Annotated in this window: 5 protein-coding genes; all 5 read left to right on the forward strand. The window is 75.6% G+C overall.

The features are described 5' to 3' along the window. The first annotated feature begins 282 nt into the window (after nt 1-282). On the forward strand, nt 283-5,607 hold the full coding sequence (locus tag WME83_RS19650) for an amino acid adenylation domain-containing protein (protein WP_437320815.1): 5,325 nt from the start codon (nt 283-285) through the stop codon (nt 5,605-5,607). 5 nt (nt 5,608-5,612) lie between these two features. Next, nucleotides 5,613-10,145 (forward strand): type I polyketide synthase, encoded by a 4,533-nt coding sequence (locus WME83_RS19655; RefSeq protein WP_437320816.1) that lies wholly within the window; start codon nt 5,613-5,615, stop codon nt 10,143-10,145. Further along, nucleotides 10,142-14,776 (forward strand): amino acid adenylation domain-containing protein, encoded by a 4,635-nt coding sequence (locus tag WME83_RS19660; protein ID WP_437320817.1) that lies wholly within the window; start codon nt 10,142-10,144, stop codon nt 14,774-14,776. Before WME83_RS19655 ends, WME83_RS19660 begins: the two co-directional genes overlap by 4 nt. Before the next feature lie 86 nt (nt 14,777-14,862). Next, nucleotides 14,863-16,212 carry a radical SAM protein gene (locus WME83_RS19665; protein ID WP_437320818.1) on the forward strand — a complete coding sequence of 450 codons (1,350 nt, stop codon included), beginning with the start codon at nt 14,863-14,865 and terminating at the stop codon, nt 16,210-16,212. Between the two features lie 58 nt (nt 16,213-16,270). Continuing rightward, nucleotides 16,271-17,311: a TauD/TfdA family dioxygenase gene (locus WME83_RS19670; RefSeq protein ID WP_437320819.1), complete on the forward strand. Its 1,041-nt coding sequence runs from the start codon at nt 16,271-16,273 to the stop codon at nt 17,309-17,311. Nucleotides 17,312-17,313 lie beyond the last annotated feature (2 nt).

The following is a 17,313-nucleotide window of genomic DNA, read 5'->3' on the forward strand; positions in this document are numbered from 1 at the left end:
CATTGGGGGCGAACGCGGCCGTGGGCCTGCTTGAGTCGATGCCGTCGCGCGGGGATCGCGGCGTGACTCGATATCTCCAGTCGAGCTGAACGGGGCTCTCTCCGGAGACGGCGCACTCGGCAATTCCGTCATGTTCATCGACGATCGGCGCTGGTGATGTCTCTCGTATGCGATTATGGTGCGCCGCGAGAGGGTGGGGGAGTCGGCAGCGGAGCGCCGGAGTCGTGGGCTCCTACGGACGGGTCGGTCAGCGCAATGAAACCGCAAGAATCCGACGGACTCATGAGTGATTCTATGGACTCCGGTGCTGCATTCGAGACGCTCGTCGAGCTGGGCCGTGGCCGCGCGGCCCGCTTCGGTGACGAGCTCGCGTACAGCTTCCTTGTAGACGGCGAGTCCGAGCGGCTCGATGTCACGTTCGCGGAGATCGATCGACGGGCGCGCGCCGTCGGCGCCGCGCTCCAGGCGATCGCGGCCGTGGGCGAGCGCGCGGTGCTCCTGTACGCGCCCGGGCTCGATTACGTCGCCGCGTTCCTCGGCTGTCTCTACGCCGGCGTGGTGGCCGTGCCGGCGTACCCGCCGGATCCGGCGCGCCTCGGCCGGACGCTGCCTCGCCTCGAGGCGATCGCCGCCGACGCCGGCGCCCGCGTCGTGCTCACCACCGAGGCGATCGCGGCGATGGGCGACGCGCTGGCCGAGCAGGCCCCGGCGCTGCGCGCGGGGCGGTGGGTCAGCACCGACGCGCTCGCGCCCGGCGTCGAGGAGTCCTGGCGTCCGCCCGCGATCTCGCGCGGGGCGCTCGCGCTCCTCCAGTACACCTCGGGCTCGACCGGGTCGCCCAAGGGGGTGATGCTCACGCACGGCAACCTGCTCGCGAACCTCGGCGCGATCGCGCGCGGGTTCCGGACCGGCCGCGCGTCGCGCGGGGTGATCTGGCTGCCGCCGTTCCACGACATGGGGCTGATCGGCGGCGTGCTCGAGCCGCTCTACGCGGCGTTCCCGGTCGCGCTGATGTCCCCGCTCGCGTTCCTCGAGCGCCCGATGCGGTGGCTGCGCGCGATCGCGCGCTTCGGCGCCACGGTGAGCGGCGGGCCGAACTTCGCGTACGACCTGTGCGCGCGCAAGGCGACCGCGGCCGACGTGGCCGCGCTGGACCTCTCGACGTGGGACGTGGCGTTCACCGGCGCGGAGCCGGTGCGGCACGAGACGCTCGAGCGCTTCGCCGCGACGTTCGCGCCGTGCGGGTTCCGGCGCGAGGCCTTCTACCCGTGCTACGGGCTGGCCGAGGGCACGCTGATCGTGACGGGCGGCGAGCGCGGCGCCGGGCCCGCGCTGGCCACGGTCGATCGGGAGGCGCTCGCCGGCGGGCGCGCGGCGCCGCCGGAGGCGGGGCGCGCGGCGCAGACGCTCGTCGCGTGCGGCCGCGCCGTCGACGCGGGCGGCGAGGTGCGGATCGTCGATCCGGCCTCGACGCGGGATCGAGAGGACGGCGAGGTCGGCGAGATCTGGGTGCGCGGGCCGAGCGTCTCGCGCGGCTACTGGGGGCGCGCCGAGGCGACCGCCGAGGCGTTCGGCGCGCGGCGCGAAGGCGCGCCCGACGAGGGGCCGTACCTGCGCACGGGCGACCTCGGCTACCTGCGCGACGGGGCGCTCTTCGTGACGGGGCGGCTCAAGGACCTGATCCTCGTCCGCGGCCGGAACCTGTACCCCGACGACCTCGAGCGCACGGCCGAGGCGAGCCACCCGGCGCTGCGCCGGGGCTGCTGCGCCGCCTTCGGCGTCGAGGCCGAGGGCGAGGAGCGGCTCGTCCTCGTCCAGGAGGTCGACCCGCGCGGGTCGCCCGACCTCGCGGAGGTCGTCGCGGCGGTGCGCCGCGAGGTGCAGCTCCAGCACGACGTGGCGGCGCACGCGGTGGTGCTGATCGCGCGGGGGACGATCCCGAAGACCTCGAGCGGCAAGATCCAGCGCGGCGCCTGCCGCGCGGCGTTCCTGGCCGGCGACCTCGAGGAGCTCGCGCGCGGGTCGCTGGACGCCGGCGCGCCGGAGGGGCGCGCGATCGAGCCGCCGTCGCCGCCGTCGACCGACCTGGAGCGGGAGGTCGCCGCGATCTGGCGCGAGGTGCTCGGGGCCCCGCGGCTGGGGGCGACCGACAGCTTCTTCGAGCTGGGCGGCGACTCGCTCGCCGCGATGCAGGTGATCGGGCGCCTGGAGGCCCGGCTCGGGCTCCGCGTCGAGCTCAGCGCGCTCTTCGAGGCGCCGACGGTCCGCGCGCTGTCGCGCCGGCTCGAGGCCGCCGCCCGGCCGGCGATGGCCCTCGGCGCGCGCGGCGGAGGCGAAGGCGGCGCGGGCCCGGGGCCGATCCCGCGCGCGCCCGACGCGGCGGATCACCCGCTCTCCTACGAGCAGGAGCGCCTGTGGATCCTCGACCAGCTCCTCCCCGGCCTGACGGCCTACAACCTGGCCCCGGCGGCGCGGCTCCGCGGCCCGCTCGACCGGGAGGCCCTCTCGCGGGCGCTCGAGGCGCTGGTCGGCCGCCACGCCGCGCTCCGCGCCACGTTCGCGGCGAGCCCGGACCCGGCGCAGCGCATCGGCGAGCGCCGGGGCGTCCCGGTGCGCTTCGTGGACGTGTCCGACCAGCCCGAGGGCGAGCGCGAGCGCGCGGTGCGGCTCGCCGCCCGCGCGGAGCTCACGACGCCCTTCGACCTCGCCGCCGGGCCGCTGCTCCGGGCCCGCCTCGTGCGGCTCGGGCCGGAGGAGCACGCCCTCGTGCTCGGCGTGCACCACATCGCGATCGACGGGTGGTCGTTCGCGCCCCTCCTCCGGGATCTGGGCGCCTTGTACGAGAGCTGTCGTCGCGGGGGCGCTCCGGCGCTCCCGCCGCTCGCGGCGCAGTACGTCGACTTCGCCCGCTGGCAGCGGCAGGCGCTCTCGGGCGCGCGCCTCGAGGGGCTCGTCTCGTGGTGGGCGCGGCGCCTCTGCGACCTGCCGACGGTCGAGCTGCCGACGGATCGGCCGCGCGGCGCCGTCCAGACGTTCGCCGGCGCGGAGCGGACGGCGGTGCTCCCCAAACGCCTGCTCGGCGAGCTCGACGCGCTCTGCCAGCGCGCGGAGGTCACGCGGTTCATGGCGTGGCTCGCGGTGCTCGCCGTGGCGCTCCGGCGCGCCACCGGCCAGGACGACCTCGCGATCGGCACCGCGGTCGCGAACCGCCCGCGCCCCGAGCTCGAGGGGCTCGTCGGCATGTTCGTGAACACGCTGGTCCTGCGCGTGGATCTCGCCGGCGACCCGAGCTTCGCCGAGCTGCTCCGGCGCGCCCGGGCGACGGCGCTCGAGGCGTTCGAGCACCAGGACGCGCCGTTCGAGAAGGTCGTCGAGGCGCTGCAGCCGAGGCGCGACATGAGCCGGTCGCCGCTCTTCCAGGTGATGTTCGTCGTCCAGAGCGCGCCGATGCCCGCGATGGCGATCGGCGACCTCGAGGTCGAGGTCCTCGACCTCGGGGCGGAGACGACGCGCTTCGACCTGCGCTTCTCCGTGGAGGCGCGCGGCGGCGAGGAGGTCGTCGCGCTGCAGTACAGCACCGACCTGTTCGATCCGCAGACGGCCGACGAGCTCCTCGAGTCGCTCGTGCAGATCGCGGAGCGGGCGGTCCGCGCGCCGGAGGCGAGGGTCGCGGCGCTCCTGCTCACCCCCGAGGAGCGCCGGCGCGCGCTCGTGACGTGGAACGCGACCGAGGAGCCGTACGAGGACCACCTCTGCCTGCACGAGCCGTTCTTCGCGCGGGCGAGCGAGCAGCCGGACGCGGTTGCGGTCGTCGCGGGCGTCCGGCGGCTGACGTACGCGGAGCTGCGCCGGCGCGCGCTCGCCGTCTCGGCGCGCGTCCGGAGGGCCGGGCAGGGGCGCGGCCAGCTCGTGGCAATCGTCACGGAGAAGGGCTGGGAGCAGGTCGCCGCGGCGCTCGGCGTGCTGCACGCCGGGGCGGCGTACCTCCCGATCGATCCCGCGCTGCCGCGCGAGCGCCTCGCCCACCTGCTCGCGCACGGCGAGGTGGGCCTCGCGCTCACGCAGTCGCACGTCGACGCGCGGATCGACTGGCCCGCCGGGGTCGAGCGCGCCCTCGTGGACGCGCTGGGCGAGCTCGACGACGCTCCCGGCAGCGCCGCGCCCGCGCCGGGCGACCTCGCGTACGTGATCTACACCTCCGGCTCCACCGGGCAGCCGAAGGGGGTGATGATCGACCACCGCGGCGCGGTGAACACGATCCTCGACGTGAACCGCCGGTTCGGCGTCGGGCGCGACGACCGCGTGCTCGCGCTCTCGTCCCTGAGCTTCGATCTGTCGGTCTACGACGTCTTCGGCACGCTCGCGGCGGGCGGCGCCGTCGTGCTGCCGCCGCCGGGCCCGGGGCCGCAGCCCGACGCGTGGGCCGCGCTGGTGCGGGCCGAGGGCGTGACCGTGTGGAACTCGGTGCCCGCGCTGCTCCAGCTCGTCCTGGACGCCGCCCCCACCGGCACGATGGCGCCGCCCGATCTCGCGTCGCTCCGCCTGGTCCTGCTGAGCGGCGACTGGATCGACCTGAAGCTCCCCGAGCGGATCCGGGCCGCGGCCCCGTCCGCGCGGCTCGTCAGCCTCGGCGGCGCCACCGAGGCGTCGATCTGGTCGATCCTGCACCCGATCGACCGCGTCGATCCGCGCTGGCGCAGCGTCCCGTACGGCCGCCCCATGGCCAACCAGCGCGTCTACGTCCTCGACCGGGCGCTCGAGCCGTGTCCGATCGGCGTCCCGGGGGAGCTCTACATCGGCGGCGTCGGCGTCGCGCTCGGCTACTTCCGCGACGAGGCCCGGACCGCCGCGCGCTTCGTCACGCACCCGGCGACCGGCGAGCGGCTCTACCGCACCGGCGATCTCGCCCGGTACTTCCGCGACGGCACGGTCGAGCTGCTCGGGCGGGTCGACTTCCAGGTGAAGGTGCGGGGCTACCGCGTCGAGCTCGGCGAGATCGAGGCGGTGCTGCTCCGGCACCCGGACGTGAAGGAGGCCGTGGTCGCCGTCAAGCAGGACCCCTCGGGCGACCGGCGCCTCGTCGCGTACGTGATCGGCGCCGGCGGCCTGGATCCGCAGGCGCTCCTCGCGTCCGCGCGGCGCACGCTCCCCGAGTACATGGTCCCGAGCGCGTGCGTCCCGGTGGACGCCTTCCCGCTGAGCGCGAACGGCAAGGTCGACCGCGCGGCGCTCGCCGCGATCGATCCGCGCGGCGGCCAGGGCGAGGCGCCGCGGATCCCGCCGCGCACGGAGGCGGAGCGCGCGATCGTCGGGGCGCTCAAGGAGGTGCTCCAGGTCGAGCAGATCGGCGTCAACGAGAACCTCTTCGAGATCGGGCTGACGTCGCTGCTCGCGGTGCGCGCGCAGCGGCTGCTCAAGGAGCGGCTGCGCGCCCCGGTCGCGGTGGCGGACCTGTTCCAGTCGCCGACGATCGAGGCGCTCGCCGCGCGCGTCGACGCGAGCGATCCGGCGCGCGGGTCGACCGACGCGGCCGAGCAGCGCGCGGACGCGCGCCGGGACGCGGCGCGCCGCCGGCAGGCCGCGCGCGGGGAGCGGTCGAACGGATGAGCGCGATGGCACCCGGAGACGAGCACGAGGACCTGGGCGGCGCCGTCGCCGTCATCGGCATGGCGGGGCGCTTCCCCGGCGCGGACGACGTCGACGCGCTCTGGGCCAACGTGGTGAACGGGGTCGAGTCGATCACGTTCTTCCCGGAGCACGAGCGCGAGGCGCACGCCGCCCTGCCGGAGGCGCCGGGCGCCGCCCCCGTCGCCCCCGTCGTTTGTGCGGGCGGATTGCTGAATGGAATCGAGGACTTCGACGCGGCGTACTTCGAGATCCCGCCGCGCGAGGCGCAGCTCATCGACCCCCAGCACCGGCTCTTCCTCGAGTGCGCGGTGAGCGCGCTCGAGCACGCCGGCTGCGACCCGGCGCGCACCGCGGGGGCGATCGGCGTCTTCGGCGGGTGCGGCCCGGGCGCGTACCTGCTCCAGGTCGTCTCGCGCCCCGATCTGGTCGCGGCCGTCGGGCTGCGCGCCCTCACGCTGGCGAACGACAAGGACTACCTGACCACGCGCGTCTCGTACAAGCTCGACCTCCGCGGGCCGAGCGTGCTCGTGCAGAGCGCCTGCTCGACGTCGCTCGTCGCGGTCCACGCCGCGTGCCAGAGCCTGCTCGGCTTCGAGACCGACGTGGCCCTGGCCGGCGGGGTCTCGGTCGCGGTGCCGCAGAAGGGCGGCCACGTCCACGTGCCCGGGGGCATCATGTCGCCCGACGGCCGCTGCCGGCCGTTCGACGCGCGCGCGGCGGGCACGGTCGCCGGCAGCGGCGTCGGCCTCGTCGTGCTCAAGCGCCTCGCCGACGCGCTCGAAGGCGGCGACTGCATCCACGCCGTCATCCGCGGCTCGGCCGTCAACAACGACGGCAGGAAGGCGAGCTTCAGCGCGCCGGGCGTCTCCGGGCAGGCCGCCGTCATCACCGAGGCGCACCGCGTCGCGGGGGTCGATCCGGGCTCGATCGGCTACGTCGAGGCGCACGGCACCGGCACGCTGCTCGGCGATCCGGTCGAGATCCAGGCGCTGACGACCGCGTTCCGGCGGCGCACCGACGCCGTCGGCTCCTGCGCGCTCGGGGCGCTCAAGGCCAACATCGGCCACCTCGACGCCGCGGCCGGCGTGGCCGGGCTGATCAAGGCGATCCACGTCGTCCGCGAGGGGGTCGTCCCCCCGTGCGTCCACTTCGAGGCGCCGAACCCGCACATCGATTTCGGGTCGACCCCGTTCTTCGTGCCCACGTCGGCCGGGCCCTGGCCCGCGGGCAAGCCGGCGCGGCGCGCGGGCGTGAGCTCGTTCGGCATCGGCGGCACGAACGCCCACGTCGTGCTGGAAGAGCCGCCGGCCGCCCCGGCCGCGGCGCCGTGGCGCCGGCCCGCGTGCGTGCTCACGGTGTCGGCCCGCAGCGACCGCGCCCTCGACGCCGCGTGCGGCGCGCTCGCCGCCCACCTCGACGCCCGCCCCTCGCTCGACCTCGGCGACGCGGCGTTCACCCTGCAGGTCGGCCGCCGCGAGCACGCGCATCGGCGCGCGGTCGTCGCGGCCTCGCTCGACGAGGCCCGCGAGGCCCTCCGCGCCCCGCGGAAGGGCGCGCCGGCCGCGGCGGGGCGGGGGGCCGTGTTCCTGTTCCCCGGGCAGAGCGCGCAGCGCCTCGGCGCGGGCGCCGGGCTGTACGCGGCCGAGCCCGAGTTCCGGCGGGCCTTCGACGCGTGCGCGCAGGTCGCCGGCGACGTGGCCGGGATGGATCTCGCGCGCGTCGCCTTCGAGGCGGGCGACGGCGACGGCGCGCGCCTCACGGCGACCGAGCGCGTGCAGCCGGTCCTCTTCGCGGTCGAATACGCGCTCGCGCGGCTCTGGATGTCGTGGGGCGTCGAGCCCGCGGCGATGCTCGGGCACAGCCTCGGCGAGTGGGTCGCGGCGTGCCTCGCGGGCGTGGTGACGCTCGAGGACGCGGTGGCGATCGTGATCGAGCGCGGGCGGCTGACCCAGGCGATGCCCCCGGGGTCGATGCTCGCGGTGGGCGCGCCGGCCGAGCGGCTCGAGGCCTTCCTCCGCGACGGGGTCGAGATCGCCGCGTGGAACGCGCCGGGGCTCGTCGCGCTCTCGGGGCCGTCCGGCGCGATCGACCGGGTGAAGGCGGCGCTCGAGGCGCAGGGGACGTTCGCGCGCCGGCTCGAGACGTCGCACGCGTTCCACTCGGCGCTGCTCGACGGCGCGGTCGAGCCGTTCCGCGCGCGCGTCCGCCGCGCCGCGCTCCGGCCGCCGCGCGTGCCGTTCCTCTCCAACGTCACCGGCGCGCCCATCACGGACGAGCAGGCCGTCGATCCGGACTACTGGGCCCGGCACCTGCGCGCGCCGGTCCGCTTCGCGCAGGGGCTCGAGGCGCTCCGCGCCGAGGGGCACGCGGTCTTCCTGGAGGTCGGCCCAGGCCGCTCGCTCACGGCGCTCGCGCGGCGCACCCTGCCGTCGGCGCTGGGGATCGAGGGGCTGCGGAGCGAGCGCGAGGCCGGCTCGAGCGAGCAGCGCCAGGCGCTCGAGGCGCTCGGCCGCCTGTGGGAGGCCGGCTGTCCGGTCGCCTGGCAGCGCCTGCACGAGGGCGAGGGCCGGCGCCGCGTGCCGCTCCCGTCGTACCCGTTCGAGAGGACGCGCCACTGGGTCTCGCTCGCGCGCGCGCCCCGGCCGGGCCCGGAGGCGGCCGTCTCCGTCGACGGCGCGCGCCGCGAGGGCGGCGCGGGCGCGCCGGCCGCCGCGCCCGCGGAGGGCGCGGCGGGGCGCGGCGCGCGGGCCGAGGGGCGCGCCGGTCGCGTCGCGCCCCGCACCGACATGGAGCGGCTGCTCGCGCGCGTCTGGACGGAGATCCTCGGCGTCGAGGACATCGGCGTCACCGACGATTTCTTCGCGCTCCACGGCGACTCGCTGATGGCGACGCAGCTCGTCTCCCGCGTGCGCGCGCGGCTCGGCGTCGACGTGCCCGTCCGCGCGCTCTTCGAGGGGCCGACGATCGAGGCGTTCGCCGCGGAGATCGAGCGGCGGCAGGGCGCCGGGGCCGCCCGTAGCGCGCTGCCCCCGATCGTCCCCGTCCCGCGCCGCGGGCGGCTGCCGGTCTCGTCGGCGCAGCAGCGCCTCTGGTTCCTCGACCAGCTCGAGCCGGGCAGCCCGGCGTACAACGTCTCGTTCGCGGTCCGCGCGGACGGCCGGCTCGATCTCGCGGCGCTGCGGCGGAGCCTCGAGGAGATCTGCCGCCGCCACGAGGCGCTGCGCACCACCTTCGCCGCGGTCGAGGGCCGCCCGGTGCCGGTCGTCGCGCCCGCGCCGTCGGTGCCGTGGCGGGTGTCCGACCTCGCGCACCTCTCGGGCGCGGACCTCGAGGCCGAGACCCGGCGCGCCATCGCCGCGGAGGCGCTCGAGGTCTTCGACCTGGCCTCGGGCCCGCTCCTCCGCGCGCACGTGATCCGGCGCGCCGAGCGCGAGCACATCGTGGTGCTGGTCGTGCACCACATCGTGTTCGACGTCTGGTCGGTCGGCGTCTTCGTCGCCGAGTTCGGCGCGCTCTACCGCGCGTTCACGCGGGGGCTGGCTTCGCCGCTGCCGGAGCTCCCGGTCCAGTACGTCGACTTCGCGGCCGCGCAGGGCGCGTGGCTCGCGGGCGAGGGGCTCGAGGCGGAGCTCGGCTACTGGCGGAGGAAGCTCGCCGGCGATCTGCCGCGCGTGCGCGTCCCGGCCGACCACGCCCCCGAGGGCGCGCGCACCTGGCGCGGCGCGCGCCAGAGCCTCCCGGCGCCCGCGGCGCTGGCCGACGGGGCGCGGGGCCTCGCGCGGCGCGAGGGGGTCTCGCCGTTCATGATCTTCCTCGCCTGTTACAAGGCGCTGCTCCACCAGCGCACCGGGATCGAGGACATGGTCGTCGGGACCGACGTCGCGAACCGGAACCGGCTCGAGACGGAGGGGATGATCGGCTTCTTCGTCAACCAGCTCGTCATCCGCGCCGATTTCAGCGGAAACCCCGCGTTCACCGAGCTCGTGCGCCGGGTCAGGGACGTGACCCTCGAGGCGTTCGAGCACCAGGATCTGCCCTTCGACCGGCTCGTCGAGGCGCTGCGGCCGCGGCGCGTCGCCGGCCAGGCGCCGCTCTTCGACGCCAAGTTCGTGATGCGCAACGTGCGCGTGCCCAGCATCGAGCTCGACGGGGTCGTGCTCGAGGCGCTCGAGGTCGAGGCCGAGGCGGCGCCGTTCGACTTCGTGCTCACGGTCGCCGAGGGGCCGTCCGGCTTCGTCTTCGGCGTCGAGTACAGCACGGAGTTCTACCGGCAGGAGACCGTGCGCGACTTCCTCGAGGACTACGCGCGGGCGCTCGAGCGCGCGACCTCGCGCCCGGAGGCGACGCTCGCCGAGCTCCGGGAGCACATCGAGGCCGGCGTCGAGGAGCGCAGGGCCCGCGAGCTCGAGCGCGCCCGCGGCGAGGAGCTCGCGCGGCTCGGCAGCGCCCGGCGCCGCGCCGTGAGGCCGTCCACCCAGGGCGCCGAGGGGCAGGCCCTCGGCCGAGAGGAGCCATGACAGAGACCCTCGAGACAGGCGGGTTCGCGCTCTCGCCGCAGCAGCGGCGGCTCGCGGCGCGGTCGCGCGGCGCCGCGGGGCCGTCGCCGTACCGGGCCGTCGCGCACGTGACCATCGACGGGCCGTGCGACGAGCGGCGGATCGCGGCCGCGCTGCGCGAGGTCGTCGCGCGGCACGAGATCCTGCGGACGACGTTCGAGCTGCCCGACGGCGCGCCCGGGGTCCAGATCGTCGGCGCGCCGCGCGTCGACCTCCGCGTCGAGCCGGACCCCGGCGGCGCGAGCGCCGCGCTGGCCCGCGCCGCGGTCGAGCCGCTCGGCGACCCGCCCCTCCGCGCCGCCCTCGTCCGGCGGTCCCCCGAGCGCCACGACCTCGTGCTGAGCGCCCCCGCGCTCTGCGTCGACGGCGCCTCGCTCGAGAACATCGTCGCCGAGCTCGCCGTGGCCCTCGGGCGCGGCGCCCCGCTCGCCGACGAGGACGCGTCGGCCGCGGTGCGGCAGTACGCCGACGTGGCCGACTGGCAGGACGGCCTCCTGGAGTCCCGCCACGCGGCCGAGGCGCAGGCGCTCTGGGCGCGCGAGCGCCTCCCGGACGCGCCCGCGGCGGCGCTCCTCTTCGCGCCGCCGGCGGACGCCCGGCCGGGCTTCCGGCCGCGCCGCGCCGCGATCGCCGTCGATCCGGCCGTCCAGCGGCGGCTGCGCGCGGCCGCGGAGGCCTCTTCCGTCCCGCTGCCGGTCGTGTGCCTCGCCGCCTGGGCGGCGGTCCTGTGGCGGTCGAGCGGCGAGGACCCCGCCGGCGTGACCGTGGCGACCCTGTTCGACGGGCGCACGCACCCGGAGCTCGGGGCCGCGTGCGGGCCGTACGAGCGGTACGTCCCGCTCCGGATCGCGCCGTCGCGCGGCGAGCCGCTCGCCGGCCTCGCGGCGCGGGTCGCCCGCGCCGAGCGCGAGGCCCGCGCCCTGCAGGACTACGTGCCCGAAGCGCTCCCGCTCGGGGCCTTCGGCTTCTCGTTCCGGAGGGCGGCGCCGCCGCGCGACGCGGCGGGGCTCCGGCTCGCGCTCGCGTCGCGCCGCGTGACGACCGAGCCGTTCGCCGCGCAGCTCGTCTGCTCCGAGACGCCCGAGGGCGTCGCGTTCGAGCTAGAGGTCGACGCGTCCGTCGCCGGCGACGAGGACGCGGCGCGCCTCGGCGAGCGCTTCGCGACGCTGCTCGCCGAGCTGACGGCGCGCCCCGCCGAGCCGGTCGCCGCGGAGCCGGTCGACCAATGCGCGTACCTCGGCCCGCGCGAGCTCTCCCGGATCGACGCGCTGGGCCGCGGGCCCGCGCGCGAGCGCGAGCCGGTGACGCTCGACGAGCTCGTGTCCCGACAGGCCGCGCGCACCCCCGATGCCGTCGCGGTCGAGCACGACGACGCCTCGATCAGCTACGCCGAGCTCGAGCGCCGATCGAACCAGCTCGCCCGTCACCTCGCGTCGATGGGCGTGGGCCGCGAGACCCTCGTGGGCGTCTGCCTGCAGCGCTCGATCGAGCTCGTGATCGCGGTGCTCGGCGTGGTCAAGGCGGGGGCGGGCTACCTCGCGATCGACCCGGATCTCCCTCCGGCGCGCGTCGAGCACATGCTCCGCGAGATGCGCGCGCGCATCCTGGTCACGGACGAGGCCACCGCCGACGAGCTCCCGACCGGCGGGTGCGCCGTCGTCTGCGTCGACGGCGACGCCGCCGCGATCGCGCGCGCGAGCGGCGCGTCGCTCGGCGCCGCGCGCGCGCTCCCGGACAACGTCGCGTACGTGATCTACACGTCGGGCTCGACGGGCCGGCCGAAGGCGTCGCTCACGTCGCACCGCGCGATCGTGAACCAGATGGGCTGGGTGCAGGAGCGGTGGCCGCTCGGCGAGGGCGACCGCATGCTCCTCAAGGCGCCGTCCGGCTTCGACGTCTCGGTCTGGGAGGTCTTCTGGCCGCTCCTCGCCGGCGCGCGGATCGTCGTGGCGCGCCCCGGCGGCCACCGCGACCCGGCGTACCTCCGCCGCACCATCGAGCGGCACGGGGTGACGATCGCGTACTTCGTCTCGTCGATGCTCTCGGCGTTCCTCGCGGACGCGCCGGGCGCCTTCCCGGCGACCCTCCGCCGCGTCCTCGTCGGCGGCGAGGCCGTCCCCGCCGAGCTGACGCGGCGCTTCTTCGCGGCGGCGGCCCACGCCGACCTGATCAACATGTACGGCCCGAGCGAAGCGTCGATCGCGGTGACCGGGTGCTCGCTGCCGCGGGGCGAGGCCGGCTCGGTCGTCTCGATGGGGGAGCCGGTGGCGAACGGCGAGATCGTCCTGCTCGACGCCGGGATGCGGCGCGTGGGCCTCGGCGTGACCGGCGAGCTGTACATCGGCGGCGTCCCGCTCGCGCGCGGCTACGGCAACAGCCCCGAGCAGACGGCGCTCCGGTTCGTGCCGCACCCGTTCGCGCGCGTGCCGGGCGAGCGGCTCTACAGGACCGGCGACCTCGCGCGCTGGCTCCCGGGCGGGACGCTCGAGTTCCAGGGGCGCACCGACCACCAGATCAAGCTGCGCGGCCACCGGATCGAGCTCGGCGAGATCGAGGCCGCGCTCGAGGCCCTGCCGGCCGTGCAGCAGGCGGTGGTGATGCTGCGCGAGGACGCCCCGGGGCACCCGCGGCTCGTCGCGTACGTGGTGCCGGCGCCGGGCGCGCCGCTCCCGCCGGACCTGCGCGATTCGCTCCGGGGCCGCCTCCCGAGCGCCATGCTCCCGTCGGCGGTGGTCGCCCTCGAGGCGCTGCCGCTCTCGCAGAACGGCAAGGTGAACCGCGCCGCCCTGCCGCCCCCGGACCCGGCGGCGGGCGACCCGGCGGCCCCGCGCGTCCCGCCGCGCACGCCCACCGAGGCGCTGCTCGCCGGCATCTGGCGCGAGGTGCTGAGCGCCGGCGAGGTCTCCGTGCTCGACAACTTCTTCGACCTCGGCGGGCACTCGCTCCTCGCGACGCAGGTCGTCGCCCGCGTGCAGCGCGCGCTCCGCGTCGAGGTCCCGCTGCAGCTCCTGTTCGACCGGCCCACGATCGCGGCGCTCGCGCCCGCGGTCGAGGCGCTCGCCGCGCGGCCGGCCGCCCCGGCGGAGGGCGCCGCGCCGCCTTCACCCGCCGCGGGGCCCGCCGGGGCGCCGCGCGCCGAGGCGGCGCCGATCCCGCGGCGCCGCCTCGATCGCGCGCCGCTCTCGCACGCCCAGCGGCGCATGTGGTTCCTCGAGCAGCTCACGCCGGGCACCGCGATGTTCAACGTGCCGGCGGCCGTGCGCCTCACCGGCGCGCTCGACGTGCCAGCGCTCGAGCGCGCCGTCGCCGGCCTGCTCGCGCGCCACGAGTCGCTGCGGTCCGCGCTCGTGTCGGTCGACGGCGAGCCGGTCCAGGTCGTGCGCCCCGCGCCGGCCGCGCCGCTCGTCGTGATCGACCTGCGGGGCGGGTCGCGATCGCTGGAGGGCGCGATCGCGGCCGAGGCGTGGCGGCCGTTCGACCTCTCGACCGGGCAGCTCCTGCGCGCCGCGCTCTTCCGGGTCGACGCCCGCGAGCACGTGCTCGTGATGACCCTCCACCACATCGTCTCGGACGACTGGTCGATGGGCGTGCTGGTGCGGGAGCTCCTCGCGCTCTACGCCGGCGCCGCGCTGCCCGAGCCGGCCTTGCAGTACGGCGATTACGCCGCCTGGCAGCAGGAGGCGCCCGTGGAGCAGGCGCAGCTCGACTTCTGGCGCGAGCGGCTGCGCGGCCTCCCGCTCGCGCTGGGCCTCCCGAACGACGGGCGCAAGGCGCAGGGCCCGGAGGACGGCGCGGGCGTGAGCGAGGAGGTGGGCGTCGCGCCGGCGCTCGCGCGGGCGCTCGAGGAGCTCGCGCGCGCCGAGGGCGCGACGCTCTTCATGTTGCTGCTCGCGGCGCTCGACGTGCTGCTCCATGCGTTCACGGGCGACACCGACATCCCCGTCGGCACGCCGCTCGCGAACCGGCGGCGGCCCGAGCTGGAGGGCCTCGTCGGCCTGCTCGTGAACCCGGTCGTGCTCCGCGTCGACGTCTCCGGCGCTCCGACGTTCGCCGAGCTCCTCGCGCGCAGCCGGCAGACCGCGCTCGACGCGTTCGCCCGGCAGGACGTCCCGTTCGACCTCGTGGTGAACGAGATTCGGCGCGAGCGCGACGTCGCCCAGAACCCGCTGTTCCGCGTCTGGCTCGCCCTGCAGAACGCGCCGAAGACCGCGGTCCTCGTGCCGGGCCTGCGCGCCGACCTGATCCCGCTCTACCCGCCGATCGTCCCGTTCGATCTCTCCATCCTGCTGTGGCCCACGGAGGAGGGCGGCCTGCGCGGCTATTTCGAGTTTCGCCGGAGCCAGTTCGACGCGGCGGCGGTCGCGCGATTGCCGCGGGTCTTCCTGCGGCTCCTCTCCGCGGTGGTCGAGCGGCCCCGGGCTTCGGTCGCCGAGCTCGTCGCGTTCGTCCGCCAGGAGGACGCGGCGCTGCGCAAAGAGGAGGCCGAGGCGTTCCGGCAGCGCGCCGGCCAGCTGCGCAAACGATCGATCGAGCGGGAGCGACCCGCTGCTCATGAGGCGCGCGTGGACGGGCCTCATCTCGAGAAACCTTAACGCCCGACGACCCGTGCAACGCGGCGGACGAGCGGTGAAGAGAGGAATGGACGATGGCCGATAGGACCGTATTGGAGCGACTGGGAATGGGTCGTCTCCCGGGTGATTTCTTCGAGCAGCGGACTGCGCGGCAGTTCCGGTTCAGGATCTTCGAGGACGTGGTCAAGGCGTGCTCGCGGCCTTCGCGGTACGACGACGCCGCGCTCCCCTGGGTCCGGTCGCTCTATGCCGGCACCCCGAGCGTGGCGCTCTACGCCCACGTGCCGTGGTGCGTCGAGGAGTGCACGTACTGTTATTACTGGGGGAAGATCGACAAGCGCTCGGAGATGCAGCGCTTGCTCGAGGCGGAGCGGGCCCACGCGCGGCTCATGGACGATCTCTGCGGCCTGCGCGAAAAGAGCGTGCCCTCGATCTATTTCGGCGGCGGCACGCCGACGGTCCTCCCGCGCGACATGCTGGAGGAGCACCTCGCGTTCTTCACGGGATACCGCCTGACGCCGGACGCCGAGGTCTGCGTCGAGGCCAGCATCGGCACGCTCGGGCGCGAGAAGCTCGACGTGCTCGAGCGGTACGCCACGCGCCTGAGCATCGGCGTGCAGGCGTTCAACGACCGGCTCCTCGGCATGGTCGCGCGGACGTTCTCGCGCGAAAAGGCGATGGACGTGCTGCGCGAGGCGATCGCGCGCATCCCGTCGGTCAACATCGACCTCCTGTACGGGCTCAAGACGCAGACGCGCGCCGAGTTCATGGAGTCGGTCGAGACCGCGATCGCGCTGGAGACGCCCTCGATCACGCTCTATCGCCTGGAGGTCCGCGACGATCCGCCGCTCGTGCGCGAGTACGAGGCCGACCCGGGCGCCTTCCCGAGCGAGGTCGAGTGCCGCGTGATGCGCGCCGAGGCGAAGGCGCTGCTCGAGAGCGCCGGATACCGCGAGAACCTCGTCGGCTGGTTCCTCAAGCCGAAGGTCGCGGACACCAAGGTCTACCGCGAGCGGTGGGAGAAGCAGACCCCGTGCGTGGCGTTCGGGCCGCACGTGCAGAACTACGGCCCTGGCCATTTCTATATCAACGTCGACGACAAGGAGGACTACATCGCGCGCGTGAACGCCCGCTCGCTGCCCATCGGCACGAAGTACGAGCTCGGGCCGCTGGAGCGGATGTACATCCTGGTCCTCGCGCTCTGGAAATCGAACCGCCCGGTCGATCTCGCCGAGCTGCGCGCGTCGTTCGACGACGCGCTCGTGCAGCGGTTCGCCGCGTCGACCGCGAGGTACGTCGACTGGGGGCTGCTCACGAGCGCCGGGGCGGTCCTGTCGCTCACCCCCGCCGGGGAGTCGCTGCTCGAGTGGCTGCTCGGCGATCTCATCCAGCAGCTCTCGACGTCGCGCCCGGCGCCCGAGCGGCTGAATGACCGCCGCCAGCTCCCGCTCCTGTGACCATGGAAGCGATGGACAGGCGCGGTGACGGGCAACTCTATCTCTCCGGGAATTCGCCATGAGCATCTCCCATCGGCCGCTCCGCGGTGATCGTCGTCGAGAAGTGGTCCTGTCGGGCGCGGCGCTCGTCGACGTCCGCCCGTGGAGCGAGGCGCGCTCGGTGCTCGCCGTCGCGAGCCCCGCCGCCGCCGCGGGCCACGTGGATCTCGCCGCGTGGATCCGCGCGCACCGGCCGCGCGTCGACGCGCTGCTCCTTCAGCACCGGGCGCTGCTCTTCCGCGGCTTCGGCGTCGACGCGCCGGAGCGCTTCGCCGAGGTCGTCGCCGCGGCGTCGGACGGCGATCCGCTCGACGCGCCCGGCGACGAGTCGACGCCCCGCGCCGAGGCGGGCGCGAAGCGGGTCTACGCCTCGACGTTCTACCCGCAGCACCAGACGATCGACATGCACAATGAGGGGGCTTATTGCTTCACGTGGCCGCGGAAGATCTTCTTTTGCTGTCTCACCGCGCCCGGGGGGCGCGGTGAGACGCCCATCTGCGATGTCCGCCGCGTGGTCGCGCGGATCCCGCTGGACATCCAGGCTCGCTTCGAGGCGAGGGGCGTACGATACGTGCGCAATTACAACGCGGGTGTCGGGCTGACCTGGCAACAGGCGTTCTATACGGACGACCGGGCCAAGGTGGAGGCCTACTGCAAGGCGCACGCGATCGAGGTCGAGTGGCTCGACGGCGAGCGGCTGCGCACCGTCGCGGTCCGGCCCGCGGTCCAGCGCCACCCGATCACGGGGGAGCGGCTCTGGTTCAACCACGCGGCGTTCTTCCACCTCGCCGCGCGCGAGGCCGACGTGCGGCAGGCGCTCGTGTCGACCTACGGAGAGGACGGGCTGCCCTTCCAGACGTTCTATGGAGACGGCTCACCGATCGATCCGGCGGACGTGCGGGCGATCCTGGGCGCCTACAATGCGGAGAGGATCCTTTTCCCGTGGGCGCGCGGCGACGTGCTCCTGCTCGACAACATGACCGTCGCGCACGGCCGGGAGCCGTTCGAGGGCGCCCGCCGCGTGGTCGTCGCGCTCTCGGAGCCGCAGTCCGTGTCGTGAGC

The organism is Sorangium sp. So ce385 (assembly GCF_051474135.1).
In the GTDB taxonomy this organism is placed as follows: domain Bacteria; phylum Myxococcota_A; class Polyangia; order Polyangiales; family Polyangiaceae; genus Sorangium; species Sorangium cellulosum_D.